Below are 16,249 nucleotides of genomic sequence, written 5' to 3'. Positions count from 1 at the left end.
TCGATATGGTACAAAATTTATGGGACTCATCTAAAGCATCCGTACTGCAAGGAGGACTCGATCAACTCGTTTACCGCTCCAATCTCATCGGCTCGGACCGCCGGGTATGCAACTGGGGTGGCGGCAATACTTCGAGCAAGACCGTGATCAAGGATTTCAGAGGCCGTGACATTGAAGTCATGTACGTCAAGGGGAGCGGCTCGGACCTTGCTACGATGAAGCAGGGAAATTTCACCGGCTTGCGCATGGAGGACATCCAGCCGCTGTTCGAACGCGAGGAAATGTCCGATGAAGACATGGTCGCCTACTTGGCGAATTGCATGATCGACTCTAAACATCCGCGCGCTTCCATCGAAACATTGCTGCATGCTTTTCTGCCGTTTAATCATGTAGACCATACGCATCCGGACGCAATCATCAGCCTCTGCTGCGCAGATAACGGGAAAGAGATTGCTAAGGAAATTTTCGGGGATCGATTCGTTTGGGTCCCGTACATCAGACCGGGATTCACGCTATCCCAAATGATTGCCCAAGGCGTTCTCGATAACCCTAAGGCCGAGCTTGTATTGATGGAGAAGCATGGACTGGTTACCTGGGGCGATACCTCTGAAGCCTGCTATGCCAAGACGATCGAAATCATCAATGAGGCCGAGCGCTACATTGAGTCCCGCGTCAACGTGGCTACCTTGTTCGGAGGCTTGGTTCACCAGCCGCTGCCAAGCGAGGAGCGCAAAAGCATCGTAGCAAAGCTCATGCCATCGATTCGCGGCGCGGTCAGCGATGGTAAGAAAATGATCCTAACCTTCGACGATGAAGAGGATGTGCTTGCGTTTGTAGGCAGCAAGGATTCGGCCCAGCTGTCCCAGGTGGGCGCGGCCTGCCCGGATCATCTCGTTCACACGAAGGTAGTTCCGCTTTTCATCGACTGGACGCCAGATGCAAGCGACGTCGAGGGACTGCGCAGGAAGCTGATCGAAGGGATCGCTGATTACAAGCAGCAATACAAGGCTTATTTCGAGCGGAACAAAAATGAGGGCGATGTCATGTTCGAGGCGGCTCCACGGGTTATCCTCATACCGGGCATTGGCATGATCAACACCGGTAAGAACTGGGCTAATTCTCGAGTCAGCGCCGCTTTGTATCATCGCGCCATCGCGGTTATGCGCGGTGCGACGACGCTAGGTAAATTTGTCTCGCTCAGCGAGAATGAGTCGTATAACGTAGAATACTGGCCGCTTGAGCTGTATAAGCTGTCCTTGGCCCCGGCCGAAGCGGAATTCTCCCGCAAGGTTGCGTTCATTACGGGCGGAGCAGGCGGCATCGGCAGCGCGACGGCACGGCGCCTCGTTAGTGAAGGAGCGCATGTGGTACTGGCGGATCTGAACCTGGAAGGCGCGCAGCAGGTGGCCGCGAAAATTAACGAGAATTATGGCGATAACAGCGCTTTGGCCGTGAAAATGGACGTAACCAATGAGGACATGGTTCGCGCCGCATACGAGCAAGCCGCTCTGCATTATGGAGGCGTCGACATTATCGTGAACAACGCGGGGCTGGCGACTTCGAGTCCGTTTGACGAGACCTCGCTGCAGGAATGGAACCTGAACATGAATGTGTTGGGTACCGGCTATTTTCTTGTGGCGAGAGAAGCCTTCAAGCTCATGAAGGAACAAGCACTTGGCGGCAGCATGGTGTTCGTAGGCTCCAAAAATTCGATTTATGCTGGTAAAAACGCGTCTGCCTACAGCTCAGTGAAGGCGCTGGAAGCCCATTTGGCCCGCTGCATCGCCGCGGAGGGCGGGGAATTCGGCATTCGCGTGAACACGATTCTCCCGGATGCGATCTTACAGGGCTCGGCGATCTGGAACTCGAATTGGCGCAATGAGCGGGCGGCGGCTTACGGGATTGAGCCGGATAAGCTAGAGGAGCATTACCGCAAGCGCACGACGCTGCTGGTCAATATTTACCCGCAGGACGTAGCCGAAGGAATCGCCTTCTTCGCTTCTTCCAAAGCGGATAAAACTACGGGCTGCATGTTGACAATCGATGGTGGGGTGCCGGCGGCATTTACACGTTAAGATGGATGGTTCGGTATTTTAATATTAGGGGAAGCGTCGCCTATTTTTTCATAAGTGATTCGTAGAATTGATTTCTCATAGGATGAAGAGGAGGGCTTGTCGATGTCGGATAAAGCGTATATGTTATTTGAAGAGCAGCAGAAGTTGCGGGGGATTGATCTGGAGCAGGTTAAGGCCAGGCTGAAGAAACTGAAAATAGAAACGCCGTCATGGGGTTATGGGGATTCCGGAACGCGTTTTAAAGTGTTCCAGAAGGTCGGCGTTCCGCGGAATCCGTATGAGAAATTCGAAGACGCTGCGGTGGTCCACCGTCTCACGGGGCTGTGCCCTTCCGTGGCGATCCATATTCCGTGGGATCACGTTGATGATTACGGGAAGCTAAGAAGCCATGCCGAGGGACTTGGACTTTCGATCGGCGCGGTCAATCCGAATCTGTTCCAGGATGACGATTATATGCTGGGCAGCGTAACGAACAGCGACCCGGCCATTCGCCGCAAAGCGACGAATCATTTGCTGGAATGCGTGGATATCGCCAAGGAGACGGGCTCGAAGGACTTGAGCCTGTGGTTTGCAGACGGAACGAATTACCCGGGCCAAGGCGATATCCGCAAGCGCAAGCATTGGATGCTTGAAGCATTGGCGGAAATGTACGGTGCGTTGACGCCGGATATGCGTATGCTGATCGAATATAAAGCTTTTGAACCGGCTTTTTACCATACGGATATCGCCGATTGGGGCATGGCCTACAACTATGCTCAGAAGCTTGGGCCGCAAGCCGAGGTCCTGGTTGACACCGGCCATCATTTGCCGGGGGCCAACATCGAGCATATCGTGGCTTATCTGATTGACGAGAAGCGGCTGGGCGGATTCCATTTTAACAGCTATAAATATGCGGATGACGATTTGATCGTTGGTTCGATGAATCCGTATGAATTGTTTCTGATTTTCTACCAAATCGTGCTTGCGGCCAATGACGCGGATGAGGAAATTCGAAGCGCAGTGGAGAAAATCGCGTTTATGATCGACCAGTCCCACAACATTGAACAGAAAATACCAGCCATGATCCGCTCCGTGCTGAATGTACAGACGCAGTATGCCAAATCCCTGCTCATCAATCACAAGGAGGTCGCGGAAGCAGCTGAACGGGGTGATGTGCTCGGTGCGGAGGATGCGGTGCGCCGCGCGTTTGAGTTCGATGTGACGCCACTGCTTCATGCGGTGCGCGAGGAAGCAGGGCTTGCGGTTGATCCGATGAAGGCGTATCACGCTTCCGGCTACGGAGCAGGGATACTGGCTAGAGGCAAGGGCGGAGCAAGCTGGTAGTCGGCAAGCCCGTTCCAATGAATACAAAGATGGAGTGAAATAGGAATGCTGGTAGCTGAACGCTATGAATACATCGTACAGATGATTAATGAGAAGGGAAGCATGCGGGTCTCGGAGCTTAGCGAGCTTTGTGGCGTCACCGAGGAGACGATCCGCCGTGATCTCGACCGCTTGGAACAGGCCGGGCGGCTTCGGCGCTCTCACGGTGGAGCTGTGAGTGTCAAGCTAAAGGGAGATGTACCGGAAATTCCATATGCGGAGCGTGAAATTACACATGCCGAGCAGAAAATGCGGATCGCGGACGAGGCAGTCAAACGGATACTGCCGAAAGAGCGCATCCTGCTGGATGCGAGCACCACCGCATGGTATATGGCATCCAAACTTCCAGATATCCCGCTCACCGTGCTGACCAACTCGATTCGCGTCGCTACCGAGCTCAGCGGCAAAGAGAAAATCGAAGTGATTTCCACGGGCGGGCTGCTGGCGAGCCGCTCTATGTCTTTCGTCGGCCCGCTCGCTGAGCGTTCACTTGAATCTTATTATGTAGATAAAATGTTCCTCTCCTGCAAAGGGGTTCATCTTGATCGCGGGGTCAGCGAATCCAACGAGCTGCAGGCCCGCATCAAGCAAAAGATGGTGGCGATAGCCGATCAAGTGATTCTGCTGGCCGATGCCAGCAAATTCGGGCAGCAGGGCTTTACCCATGTCATGAACCTCGAGCAGGTAAGTGCGATCATTACGGATGACGGCATCACGGAGGAGACACTGGCCGCTTTATCCGACCGGTCTCTTTCCGTAACGGTCGTGTAATGGAGAAAGCTGAAATTTCGGACGGCTCCAGGAAGAGAGGTTTGCCATGAAAGTATCCTTATTTATCACTTGCCTTAGCGACGTCATATATCCGCAAGTCGGCGAAGCGATCGTGCGCATCCTTGCCCGGTATGGCGTTCAGGTGGACTTTCCCGAAACCCAGACATGCTGCGGGCAGCCTTCCTATAACAGCGGATACTGGGAGGAGACGCGAACCGCAGCACGAACGCTGCTGCAGGCTTTTGATGACAGCGATTTTGTCGTATCGCCTTCGGGCTCCTGCGCGTATATGATCCATCATTACAGCGAGCTGTTCAAAGACGAACCTGAATGGCTGGACAAAGCGAAGCGCCTGCAGGAGAAAACGTACGAGTTCACACAGTTCCTCGTTCAGGTGCTGGGCATTACCGATGTCGGCGCAAGGTTCCCGCATAAGGTTACCTATCATCCTTCCTGCCACGGCAGCAGGCTGCTTGGGGTTAAGGAGGAGCCGATGCAGCTTCTTGGCCATGTGAAGGATTTGCAGTTCGTGCCGCTTCCGTATGCCGAAGACTGCTGCGGCTTTGGGGGCACGTTTGCGATTAAAATGCCGGATATCTCTGGCGCAATGGTGACCGAGAAGGCGGAGCATGTGAAAGAAAGCGAAGCCGAGGTGCTTGTCGGGCTGGACATGGCTTGTCTCATGAACATCGCAGGCCATTTGCGCTATCGCAACGAGCCGGTGCGGGTAATGCACCTGGCGGAGCTGCTCTACGAAGGGATGCGGGTAACATGAGTACGATGAATCCGATGGCGGTCGACGTGAAGAAGAGAGCCGAACTAGCGTTGAACGATGATTTCCTGCGCAAAGCGGTTCGCTTTACGACAGAGCGGCTCAAAAACGGCAAGCTGAATGCCGCTGAAGAGCTCAGCAATTGGGAAGCGTGGCGCGAAAGAGGTCGTGAGATCCGGCTGCATACGATCGCTCACCTGGACTATTATTTGAACTTGTTCGTGGAAAACGCCCGCAATAACGGGGTGCATATTCATTTTGCAGATAACTCCGCAGAGGCTGTGCAGATATCTCTGGAGATCGCCAGGCAAAAACAAGCGAAAAGCGCCGTGAAATCAAAGTCTATGGTCACCGAGGAGCTGCATTTGAACGAGGCGCTGGCCGGGGAAGGCATCGAGGCGATCGAGACGGATTTGGGCGAATATATCATTCAGTTGGCTGGAGAAGGGCCTTCCCATATCGTCATTCCTGCGATTCATAAGAATCGGTACCAAATTGCCGAGCTGCTCTCAAAAGAGGCCGGCGAGCCGCTGGCTGCCGATACGACCGTGCTGGCCGGGTTTGTGCGCAAGAAGCTGCGAGAGAAGTTCCTGGAAGCCGATCTCGGGATTACCGGCTGTAACTTTGCAATCGCGGAGACGGGTTCGATGGTTCTCTTCGAAAATGAAGGCAATGCGCGCATGGTGTCTACGGTTCCGAAGACGCAAATTACGTATATGGGCATGGAGCGGATCATCCCTTCCTTTGCAGATTTGGAAGTGATGGCGACACTGCTGCCGCGCTCGGCGACGGGACAGAAGCTGACGATGTACATGTCATGCATTTCGGGACCACGGCGGACGCAGGATGCGGACGGCCCGGATGAAATGCATATCGTAATCATCGATAACGGGCGTTCCTTGCAGCTTGGCGATCCCGAGTTCCAGGAACTGCTGAACTGTATTCGCTGCGGCGCCTGTCTGAACGCCTGCCCCGTCTACCGCCATATCGGCGGCCATGCCTATGGCGGCACGTACAGCGGCCCGATCGGCGCCGTACTGACCCCAGCCTTGAACGGCAATGTCAGCGAGTGGAACGATATCGCCAGCGCTTCGAGTCTGTGCGGGGCCTGTTACGAGGCTTGTCCGGTAAAAATTCCGCTGCATGACATGCTCGTGTCCTTGCGGCGACGCAAGGTAGAGCAGGGGCAGGGGAATAAACTGGAGACGGTCGGCATGAAGGGCTTCGCTGCAGTCGCCGGCAATTCCAAGCGGTTTGCGGCCGCCGTCAGGGCAGCGCAAATTGGTCAAAAAGCGATTGTCCGAGATGGCGGAATAGCGCTGAAGCTTGGGCCGTTGAAGGGTTGGAACAGCTATCGCATCGCTCCATCCGTCGCCAAGCGGACCTTCCGGCAGCGCTGGGCTGAATTGGAGCACGAGCTGCAGGAGTTGAGCGGATGGAGTGATTCCCACCCAGCGAATCATGGACAGAAAGAGCTTGAAGGAGACGGCTTGAGAACAGCCGCGGATGGCGCAGCCGCCCGTTCGTTGGATCCGGAAATCCGTGAGCGGATGGAGCGCATCGTCAGGCAGCGGCAGCAGGGAGGGGATCGGAATTGAGCAGTTCACAGACTCAGGATGAATGGCTTAGCAGGTTGGAGGCCCAGTCAAGGGCGAAGCAGGAGCAGTTCATGAACCGCATCGCCCAGCGGCTGAACCGGCCGAGGTTAACGGAGAGGCCAGCCCAACCATTCCGCGGAGCACCGGACTTCTGGCGTACGTTCGAATGGAATGAGCAGGAACGCATTGAGCGGTTCACGCAAAATTTTCTGAGCGTCGGCGGCTATATCGAGCGATTGGGTTCGATGGAGGAGGCCAGCGACTTTATTACAGCTAAAGCCTTGGAGCTCGACGCGAAATACATCGTCAGGCAGCAGGAACCCGAATTGGAGCAGCTTAACCTTGAAGTGAAGCTTCGTGGCGCGCAAGTATCCGCATGGAATTCCGATGGTTCCGGGCCAGATTTCTGGAAGGCGCGCGCAGCCGAAGCCGATATCGGAGTTGTCATGGCCGACCACGCTGTCGCTTACACGGGTTCCGTGGTCGTCTTGTCCTCTCCGCATAAAGGGCGTTCGGTAAGCCTGCTGCCTACGGTGCTTATGATCCTCATTCCCGCCGAACGGCTACAAACTAGGCTGGGAGAGGTCCTGCCTAAGTTCGACGAGCTTGGCCAGGGGAGACTTCCCGCCGGCATTCATTTTATCTCGGGGCCAAGCCGTTCTTCGGATATCGAGAATGATTTGACGATAGGCGTGCATGGGCCAGGAATCGTGTACGCCTTGATTGTTGGGTGAGCTGCCGCGGAGACAAACAACTATTCGGAGCTAGAGATACGATACTAGAAAATGAGAAAACAACTGCCATATGACCGCTAATTCAGCGGTTTTTTCTTTTATCTTTTTCTCCCAGTTTGGTAAGATGTGTATAATAGAAACAGCTCCTAAAAATATCCATTCACTAAATTGGTTAATATCTTTAGAGGAATAGGAGGTGGAATATTGGAATTTCCCGTCTACATACATATCGGAGGATTGCGGATTCACCCTCATTTTTTGTTTGAATCGCTCGCTTACTTCATCGGCTTCCGGATCTACGTTTGGCGGCGTAAAAAAAGCGACATTTCGACCATTAATATGTTCTGGTTGATCGTCGGCGCGGCGATCGGTGCTTCACTTGGCTCCAAGCTGCTCTTTTGGCTGGAGAATCCGGCATGGCTGCTGTCTATTCAGGATTACTGGAGAGAGCTGTTCGGAGGCAAGACGATCGTTGGCGGACTGCTGGGCGGATTGATTGGTGTCGAGTTAACGAAAAAATTAGTAGGCATCACGCGTTCGACCGGAGATGAGTTTGCATTTCCTCTAATCATCGCGATGGCGATCGGGAGGATCGGTTGTTTCTTAACCGGCCTGGATGACCATACACATGGCAAGCCGACCAGTTGGGTTACGGGTTTCGATTACGGGGATGGGGTATTGAGGCATCCGACGCAATTGTATGAAATCGGATTTCTGCTCCTTCTGGCCTTTGCGTTATTTGCGGCGAAGAAGACAAGCGCTGCGCGCAGGCAGGAGCTGCCCAATGGGCTCATATACATATGGTTCATGTTCGGGTATTTAACGTTCCGCTTCGCCATTGACTTTATCAAGCCGACGCCGCATCCTTATTTCGGACTGAATAATATCCAGCTCGCCTGCATATTCGGCATGATGTATTTTGCATATCGCATGTTTGCGGTTAGCCACAGAGCAAATATTTTGAAAGGGAGCCATGCCTCATGACGACGAAAAATCGACCGTATTTATTTTACGAGCTGACGAACAGCATCTGCTCGAAATGCCTGAAGAAGGTGGAAGCGAAGGTCATAATTGAAAACGATTGCGTCTACCTGTCGAAATATTGCTTCGAACACGGACGGGAAAAAGTGCTAATTTCGACCGACGTCGAGTATTATAAGCGCTGCCGCGAGTTCATCAAGCCTTCGGAGATGCCGCAGCATTGGAATACGCCAATTCGTTATGGGTGTCCCTACGATTGCGGATTATGCCCCGACCATGAGCAGCACAGCTGCCTGTCCATCGTGGAGATTATCGATCAATGCAATTTGAAATGCCCGATTTGCTATGCCGATTCCTCCCCGGACAAGAAGTTGTGGCGCTCCCTGGAGGAAGTCGAGCGGATGCTGGACGCCGTTGTACGCAACGAAGGCGAGCCGGACATCGTACAGATTAGCGGGGGAGAGCCGACGATCCATCCGCAGTTTTTTGAAATTCTCGATTTGGCCAAGAGTAAGCCGATCAAGCATTTGATGGTGAATACGAACGGGATCCGCATCGCTCAGGACCGGGAGTTCGTGAAGCGGTTGGCGGACTATTTGCCGGGCTTTGAGCTTTACTTGCAGTTTGACAGTTTTGAAAAAGAGGTGCTGCAGGAGCTGCGCGGCGCCGATCTGCGGCAAATCCGCGAGAAGGCGATAGCGCATTTGAATGAGTTCAATATTTCCACGACCCTTGTAGTGACGCTGAAAAAAGGGCTAAACGATCACGAAATCGGCGATATTATTCAATACGGCCTCAAGCAGCGGGCGGTACGCGGCGTTACGTTTCAGCCGATCCAGGCGGCCGGACGGACGGAGGACTTCGATCCCGCCAAAGATCGTTTAACGCTGAGCGAGGTCAGGCAGTCGATTATCGATCAGTCCGGCGTATTCGAGGCAGAGGACATGCTTCCGGTGCCTTGCCACCCGGACAGCCTGGCGATGGGTTATGCATTGAAGCTGAATGACGGCGTTATACCTCTTACCCGTATGGTAGATCCGCAGATTTTGCTGGAGGGCGGCCGCAACACAATCGTGTTTGAACAGGATCAAACTTTGAGGGAGCATATATTCGAGCTGTTCTCCACCAACCATTCGCCGGAATCGTCAGCCATGTCATTAAAGAGCTTGCTCTGCTGCCTGCCGTTCGTACAGGTTCCCGAGACGGTAAGCTATGACAATGTGTTCCGTGTCATTATCATGCAGTTCCTCGATCCGTATCATTTCGATGTACGCTCTGTCAAGAAGTCTTGCGTGCATATCGTTCACCCGGACGGAAGAATTATCCCTTTTGATACGTACAACATTTTTTACCGGGGTGATCTGGAAGAACGCTTAAAGGAAATTAAAGCTGAAATGGAGGGAAGCAGAGCATGACCGATGGCCCTAACGAGCGGGATAAACAGGATTTATTTGAACCTAAAGAAGGTAAGGCGTCCGGGGAGAACGAAGCTAAGCAGGAACTACCGCAGGAACCGTCTCAGGATACGCTGAAGGAACTATCGAAGGAACCGCCGAAACGTGACCATACTATCGAGGTATTCAAAGGGATCGGAATTCTGGCATTGCTTCATCTTTTGCTCATTTTTGTACCGATGTCCTACTTCTTTATTGGCATAGCCCAAATCGTATATTTAATTCCTGCTGCCGTGGTGGCCTTTGCGAAAAAACGGGTTGGCATTGGGCAGGGGCTGTTGATTGGCGGAGCTGTTACATTTCTGTTGAATGCGGCTTGCTTTGGCGTCATTATGGCCAATTTTTAATTTCCCGTAGATGCGCTATAATAGCGATAGAAATGAAGGGAGATTAATATGTTTGTTGTGTTTGGCATCATTGCATTGCTTGTTTACGGCCTGTTAGTATTTTATATCGGCCGGAGCTGTTGGGGTTGGATGAGGGAGAGTACGCCCGCCTGGTTCAAGTACGTATACATAGGAATTGTCGTGCTGCTAGCCGTTTCTTTTCTGCTAGGGAGGATTGGAGAGGGGCTCGTGCTGTTCCAGATTCTCGGTGCATACTGGATGGCCATATTTTGCGTGCTGCTGCTTGTACTGCCGGTCGTTCATATTAGCTTGTGGGTACTCCGGCTGACGAGGCTGTCGCACTCAACGGCGAAAAAGGGGGCAGGGGCCCTTGTGCTAATTACGCTGCTGGCCGCCATCGGATACGGCACTTTTAACGCCTATAGCCCCGTTGTCCGGGAATATCGCATTGAAATTCCGAAGGCTAATCCGGCTGCTCCGGAAATGAATATCGTCATGGCGGCAGATATGCATTTCGGAGTGTTATCAGGAAAGCAGCATGCGATCCGGCTAGTGAAGCGGATCAACGCTCTGCAGCCAGATATCGTCTTATTTCCGGGAGATATCGTGGATGACGATCTCCGTCCATACGAGCATAAGGGGATCGATAAAATTCTAAGCAGCATCTCCGCCCGTTATGGCGTCTATGCCACCTTGGGCAATCATGACCGCTACAGCGGCCAAATGGAGCATTTGATCGAGGTCCTTGAACAGGGGAATATGAAGATTCTTTACGATGAGGCCATTACGATCGACGATAGCTTTACCCTGATCGGGCGTAAGGACCGGATCGACAAGGAACGCGCTCCACTTCGCGAGCTTGTCCAAGGATTGGATGCTACCAAACCGTTGATCTTACTGGATCACCAGCCTTATGACCTCGATCTCGCTCAGCAGGAGGGGATCGACTTGATGTTGTCGGGTCATACGCATCGCGGACAGATTGCGCCGGCGCATCTCATTACCGGCATGTTATTCGAGAACGATTGGGGCTACTTACAGAAGGAAAAGCTGCATTCTATCGTAACTTCCGGCTTCGGCTTCTGGGGCCCGCCGATCCGTATTGGCAGCCGGTCCGAAATCGTACAAATTCATATTACTTTCACGGATTGAAATAAAAAAGAGACCGATGACGGTCTCTTTTTTTATATCGTTTCTAGCGCTTATTGTTGAATATCATAGATTTCATAAAGTTCATCGAGCATCAAGTTAGCTGCCTTAATGCCACCGGCGGTGTTCCAGATCGCATCGCTTACTTTATAGGCGCGTCCGTTCTTTACCGCACTGAGGTTTTTCCACAATGGATCGTTTGTCCATTCCTTTTCCGTCTCACTGGCCTTGTCATCACCGGTCTCATACGTAAAGTAGAAGAGACGATCGGCATCTGCTTCCGGCAGACGTTCCTTGGTAATTTCATCAACGAAACTGTCCTTCGCGTTCTTTGTCATTTCTGTACGTGCCAGGCCGATCTGGTCGAAGATAATGCCGGAGAACGTATTGGTATGATAGACGCGAGTTTTGCCTGCCATGAAACGGACGACGGATACGGTTTCGTTCAATTTGTCGCCGGCTTTCGCTTTGAAGTCCTCGATCCGTGCATCGTATGCGGCCATCAGTTCATCGCCCTCTGCAGATTTGCCAAGTGCTTCAGCATATAGCTTGAAGTTGATTTTCCATTCACCACGCAGATCCTCGGCCATTACAGTCGGAGCGATAGCTTTCAGCTGTTCGTAAACTTTTTCCTGACGCATTTTGTTTCCGATAATTAGATCTGGCTGCAGCCCGGCGATCAGCTCCAGGTTCGGCTGGCTTTCCTCGCCGACTACAGTTACGCCTTCCATCTCATCTTTAATGTGATCATACCAAGGATCTCCCGTCCAGGATCGAACGGCACCTACAGGCTTGACGCCAAGAGCGAGCAGGGCTTCGGTTCCTTCGTTGGTCAGGACTACGATCTTTTGCGGCGTGCCTTTGATTTCGGTTTCTCCCATGGCATGCTTGACCACGCGAACTTGATCGTCATTGCCGGCAGAAGCATTCTCAGTCGGTGCATTATTGGCTGGAGCAGGCTGGTTGTTTCCGCCCGCCGAATCCTTGCTGCCGCATGCGGTGAGCACCAGGAACAGTGCCATAAATAGTGCGGCTATTTTGAAAGTATGGCTCAATTTTTTATTTGTTTTGTGTACTAACATGAATTCTGTTTCCCCCTAATATGATGTAGTGTCTCTGTCTGAGAATGATTATCACTTGTTGACACTATCAAACTATAATCGAGAGAAGAATTGCTGTCAATAAAAATCTGAGAATGATTCTCATATTCATTGACATTGCCGGCTTCTTCATCTAAAATTCATAAGGAGTTCATGTGATATTATTGCAGAGATTAAGTTGGAAGCGTGGAAAATTATGAGAGTCGTATATTTGGTCGCATCACTCGTCGCCCTGGGCGCGATAATGATAGCTAGCATCGCCTTTGGGGTAACCGATATTCCGTTAGGCACAGTTTGGGAATCGCTTACTCACTTTAATGGAAGCAATGAACATTTGGTGATTCGCACCACGAGGATTCCAAGGGCGCTGATCGCCGCTTCGGTAGGCGCCTGTCTAGCGGTAGCCGGAGCGGTTATGCAGGTGATGACACGAAATCCGATTGCATCGCCTAGTACGCTTGGCGTGAACTCGGGAGCCGCTTTTTTCATTATGCTGGCCTCGCTTTGGCTGGGGGTGTCCGGGATGCATGCTTTTACGTGGGTAGCGCTGATCGGAGCTGCGATTAGCGGAGGAATCGTCTTTCTTTTGGGGAGCATTGGCAGGGACGGCATGTCGCCGGTCAAGATCACACTTGCCGGGGCATCGATGTCGGCATTTTTTGCTTCGCTGACTCAGGGCCTGATGCTGACGAATGGCAAAATGTTCGATCAGATTCTCGTATGGCTTGTCGGGTCGGTCGCGGGGCGGGAAATGGCCCAGCTTGAGGCGGTTTGGCCGTATATGCTGGCAGGCATGGTTTTTTCGCTGCTGCTGTCGAGGCATTTAAATGTACTGGCGATGGGCGATGATGTCGCGCAGGGGCTCGGCCAAAGCACGGCATACATCAAGCTACTCGGTGCGCTTGCGGTAATACTGCTGGCGGGCGGTTCGGTCGCCGCAGCAGGCCCGATTGCGTTCGTAGGGATCATCATTCCGCATATCGTACGTTACTGGGTCGGCTCGGATTATCGTTGGATACTTCCTTATTGCGCAGTGCTCGGCGCTATACTGCTGGTGGGTGCCGATCTGGGTTCGCGCTATATCGCTATGCCGAAGGAAGTACCCGTCGGGGTAATGACCGCGGTGATCGGCGTACCGTTCTTTGTCTACATTGCTAGGAAAGGCAGACGCACGTCATGAGTAAATATAAATCGCTACGTTCAAAGGACGCTAAATTATCCTTGTTGATCGAGAAAAAGGCTGTCTGGACTTCCTTCATATTATTATTTATCTGTTTGGCAGTTATGATCGTGAGCACTGGATCGGGAAGTCAGTTCATCTCGCCGCTGGATGTTATCAAAGTTCTGTTGGGCAAAGGGGAGCCTACATATGAAGTCATCATCATGAAGCTCCGACTACCGCGTATTGTTATTGCTGTGCTAGTGGGATCATCGTTGGCTGTCGCCGGTGCGGTTCTGCAGAGCATTATCCGCAATCCGCTAGCTTCTCCGGATGTCGCGGGGATCACGGAAGGGGCGTCGCTCGGCGCCGTTTTGTTTATTTTTATGTTCGGAGGCACGGTGTCAATCCATTGGATGCCACTGACTTCTATAGTGGGAGCCTTTCTGGTCACAGGGCTGCTGTACATCCTATCCTGGAAAAAAGGCGTCGATCCGCTGCGGTTGGTGCTGATCGGAATCGGACTGTCCGCTGCGATCAAATCGATCTCCTACATGTTAATCATCTCCGGGCCGCTGCAGCTAGCCCAGCGCTCATTAACTTTCATGACTGGAAGCATCTACGGAACGTCTTGGGATAAAGATGTTATGACGCTGCTGCCGTGGGTGGCGATTCTATTGCCCCTTACCTGGCTTCAGTCGCGGAATGTGAACATTCAGGCGCTTGGGGACGAGGTGGCAAGCAGTGCCGGAGCGCATGTACAGAGGCATCGTCTAGTACTTCTTGCGCTGAGCGTAGCGCTCGCAGGAGCTGCGGTCGCTATTGCCGGAGCTATCGGGTTTATTGGTTTAATGGCTCCGCATATGGCGCGCAAGCTCGTGGGTTCATCCTTTGGCAGCTTACTGCCTGTCAGTGCTCTGCTTGGTGCGATTATTTTGCTGCTGGCTGATTTGGCGGCGCGGACGGCGTTCTTGCCAAATGATGTCCCTGCCGGGGTATTAACCGCAGCCATCGGAGCTCCGTTCTTTATGTATTTGCTGTATAGGAATCGAAACCGTTATTAATTCAGGAGGAATGCTATTATGGGTACGCTGGAAGCGAAAGAGCTTGGATTGTCATATGGAAGCTCCTATATATTCGAGAATTTGAATCTCTCTATACCGGAGGGCAAGATTACCGTATTTATCGGCAGCAACGGCTGCGGCAAATCAACGCTCCTTCGCTCCATGGCCAGACTCCTGAAACCGCAGCAAGGCTCGGTCATTCTCGCGGGGAACGACATTTCCAGCATGTCAACCAAAGAGGTTGCAAGGAAACTGGCGATCCTGCCGCAGGGACCGACGGCACCAGAGGGTTTGACCGTGCTGCAGCTTGTTAAGCAGGGAAGATATCCATACCAGAGCTGGCTCAAGCAATGGTCGCGAGAAGACGAGGAAATCGTTCAGAAGGCGCTCGAAGCAACAGGCATGAGCGAGTTTGCGGAGCGGCCGGTAGACGCCTTGTCGGGCGGGCAGCGGCAGCGAGCATGGATCGCCATGACATTGGCTCAGGAGACGCCGGTCATCCTGCTTGATGAACCGACGACATACCTTGATTTGACGCATCAAATCGAAGTTCTGGATTTACTTTATGAGATGAATGATCGCGATAAACGGACCATTGTCATGGTACTTCATGACATTAATCTTGCCTGCAGATATGCGGATCATATCGTGGCAATTCGCGACGGACGAATCGAAGCGCAAGGAGCGCCTAATGAAGTTATAGACGAGCAGCTGATCGCAAACGTCTTCCGGCTCAAATGCGAGATCATTGCTGACCCGTTATATGGCACACCGCTGTGCATTCCGCATGATAATTGCCGACTGCGGGCAGCCCGTGCGCTGGCGCAGCAAAAGCAAAGACAGTTCGATAACCCGCATAATGGCTCATCGCTTAAAGAAGGAAACAAAGAAGATGAAGCAGCTGAGCCGAAGAAGGAGTTAGTTGCTGCCTCATCCGCTACGATGTAAGTTGAAGCTTGTTACAGTTTATAGGTATTTGCACGATGTCGACCTCGCCAATTGGCGAGGTTTTTTAATTTTGCAAAAAAAGAACATCTGCGACGGATAGAGAAGAGGTTTACTTACTATAAAAAATAAAGTATATTGTTAAAAGTGTAATTAACGTGGATAATGTTTATCCGCGTTAGTTGCATAAGATCAACATAAAGGCGTGAGAAACACAAATGCACATGAAGACGGGCGTTGAACAATCGGTGTATGCCATCTTCCTGCTCAGCCTGCTGCCCGACAAGGCGGTGTTGCCGGGGGAAGCGATCAGCCAGCAATTGGGAGCCTCGGCTACCTATTTTCAGAAATTATTGCGAAAATTGGTGAGTGCTGATCTCATTACATCCGTACCTGGCGTTAAAGGCGGCTTCAAGCTGAAGAAGAAGCTGGAGGATATCCGGATTTATGACGTGTATCTCGCTATAGAGGGACAACAGACGCTGTATTCCTCGTGCGGAACTTTGAACGATATGCTCGAACTGCCTGAGGAGGATCATTGCTGTCTGTTAACCGATTTGATGCAGGAAGCGGAGACGGCCTGGAAGTCCGTGCTGAAGCGCCAAACTGTCGCCGATTTGTCCGCGGAAATGCAGGAGGAGCGGTTTAGAGGCAAATTAGAGTGTTTACAAGCATGGATCAAGGAAAAAATGGTTATATAACGTAAGCTAGGAAGCTTATTACACGGAAAAGAGGGAA

General features: G+C 52.2%; 15 protein-coding genes. 14 read left to right on the top strand and 1 reads right to left on the bottom strand.

Annotated features, from left to right (window positions below):
* Positions 1–5 precede the first annotated feature (5 nt).
* The 10 genes from ACYUJT_RS20010 (at position 6) to ACYUJT_RS19965 (ending at position 11,246) form a co-directional block, all read left to right on the top strand.
* Positions 6–2,075, top strand: a complete 2,070-nt coding sequence (locus ACYUJT_RS20010) for a bifunctional aldolase/short-chain dehydrogenase (protein WP_460325543.1) — start codon at positions 6–8, stop codon at positions 2,073–2,075.
* A 102-nt stretch (positions 2,076–2,177) separates the two neighbouring features.
* Positions 2,178–3,398, top strand: a complete 1,221-nt coding sequence (rhaI, locus tag ACYUJT_RS20005) for an L-rhamnose isomerase (protein ID WP_460325541.1) — start codon at positions 2,178–2,180, stop codon at positions 3,396–3,398.
* Positions 3,399–3,443: 45 nt separating this feature from the next.
* Entirely contained in the window at positions 3,444–4,208 is a 765-nt protein-coding gene (locus ACYUJT_RS20000; protein WP_460325539.1) for a DeoR/GlpR family DNA-binding transcription regulator, read from the top strand.
* Positions 4,209–4,254: 46 nt separating this feature from the next.
* A complete protein-coding gene (locus tag ACYUJT_RS19995) occupies positions 4,255–4,983 on the top strand; it encodes a (Fe-S)-binding protein (protein ID WP_460325537.1) in 729 nt (242 codons plus the stop codon).
* The gene (locus ACYUJT_RS19990) at positions 4,980–6,578 is read left to right on the top strand and encodes a LutB/LldF family L-lactate oxidation iron-sulfur protein (protein ID WP_460325535.1); all 1,599 of its coding nucleotides are present in this window, start codon (positions 4,980–4,982) and stop codon (positions 6,576–6,578) included. The genes ACYUJT_RS19995 and ACYUJT_RS19990 overlap by 4 nt, the downstream gene beginning before the upstream one ends.
* Positions 6,575–7,312 (top strand): LutC/YkgG family protein, encoded by a 738-nt coding sequence (locus tag ACYUJT_RS19985; protein WP_460325533.1) that lies wholly within the window; start codon positions 6,575–6,577, stop codon positions 7,310–7,312. The genes ACYUJT_RS19990 and ACYUJT_RS19985 overlap by 4 nt, the downstream gene beginning before the upstream one ends.
* A gap of 204 nt (positions 7,313–7,516) precedes the next feature.
* A complete protein-coding gene (locus tag ACYUJT_RS19980; protein WP_460325531.1) occupies positions 7,517–8,296 on the top strand; it encodes a prolipoprotein diacylglyceryl transferase in 780 nt (259 codons plus the stop codon).
* Positions 8,293–9,708, top strand: coding sequence for a radical SAM protein (locus tag ACYUJT_RS19975; RefSeq protein ID WP_460325529.1), 1,416 nt, complete (start codon positions 8,293–8,295; stop codon positions 9,706–9,708). The genes ACYUJT_RS19980 and ACYUJT_RS19975 overlap by 4 nt, the downstream gene beginning before the upstream one ends.
* Positions 9,705–10,094: a hypothetical protein gene (locus tag ACYUJT_RS19970; RefSeq protein ID WP_460325527.1), complete on the top strand. Its 390-nt coding sequence runs from the start codon at positions 9,705–9,707 to the stop codon at positions 10,092–10,094. Before ACYUJT_RS19975 ends, ACYUJT_RS19970 begins: the two co-directional genes overlap by 4 nt.
* Before the next feature lie 48 nt (positions 10,095–10,142).
* Positions 10,143–11,246: a metallophosphoesterase gene (locus ACYUJT_RS19965; protein WP_460325525.1), complete on the top strand. Its 1,104-nt coding sequence runs from the start codon at positions 10,143–10,145 to the stop codon at positions 11,244–11,246.
* A 50-nt stretch (positions 11,247–11,296) separates the two neighbouring features.
* Here the strand turns inward: ACYUJT_RS19965 and ACYUJT_RS19960 are convergent, their stop codons facing one another.
* Positions 11,297–12,325 carry an ABC transporter substrate-binding protein gene (locus ACYUJT_RS19960; protein ID WP_460325523.1) on the bottom strand — a complete coding sequence of 343 codons (1,029 nt, stop codon included), beginning with the start codon at positions 12,323–12,325 and terminating at the stop codon, positions 11,297–11,299.
* A gap of 214 nt (positions 12,326–12,539) precedes the next feature.
* On the opposite strand from ACYUJT_RS19960, the gene ACYUJT_RS19955 reads away from it, so the two are divergent.
* The 4 genes from ACYUJT_RS19955 (at position 12,540) to ACYUJT_RS19940 (ending at position 16,212) form a co-directional block, all read left to right on the top strand.
* Positions 12,540–13,523, top strand: a complete 984-nt coding sequence (locus ACYUJT_RS19955; protein ID WP_460325521.1) for a FecCD family ABC transporter permease — start codon at positions 12,540–12,542, stop codon at positions 13,521–13,523.
* Entirely contained in the window at positions 13,520–14,566 is a 1,047-nt protein-coding gene (locus ACYUJT_RS19950) for a FecCD family ABC transporter permease (RefSeq protein ID WP_460325519.1), read from the top strand. Before ACYUJT_RS19955 ends, ACYUJT_RS19950 begins: the two co-directional genes overlap by 4 nt.
* A gap of 18 nt (positions 14,567–14,584) precedes the next feature.
* A complete protein-coding gene (locus tag ACYUJT_RS19945; protein WP_460325517.1) occupies positions 14,585–15,514 on the top strand; it encodes an ABC transporter ATP-binding protein in 930 nt (309 codons plus the stop codon).
* A 215-nt stretch (positions 15,515–15,729) separates the two neighbouring features.
* Positions 15,730–16,212 (top strand): RrF2 family transcriptional regulator, encoded by a 483-nt coding sequence (locus tag ACYUJT_RS19940; protein WP_460325515.1) that lies wholly within the window; start codon positions 15,730–15,732, stop codon positions 16,210–16,212.
* Positions 16,213–16,249: the final 37 nt, after the last annotated feature.

The sequence above is a fragment of the Paenibacillus sp. YSY-4.3 genome (assembly GCF_054767475.1).
The sequence above is the reverse complement of the archived record's forward strand: the minus strand, read 5'-3'. Positions and strand labels throughout refer to the sequence as shown.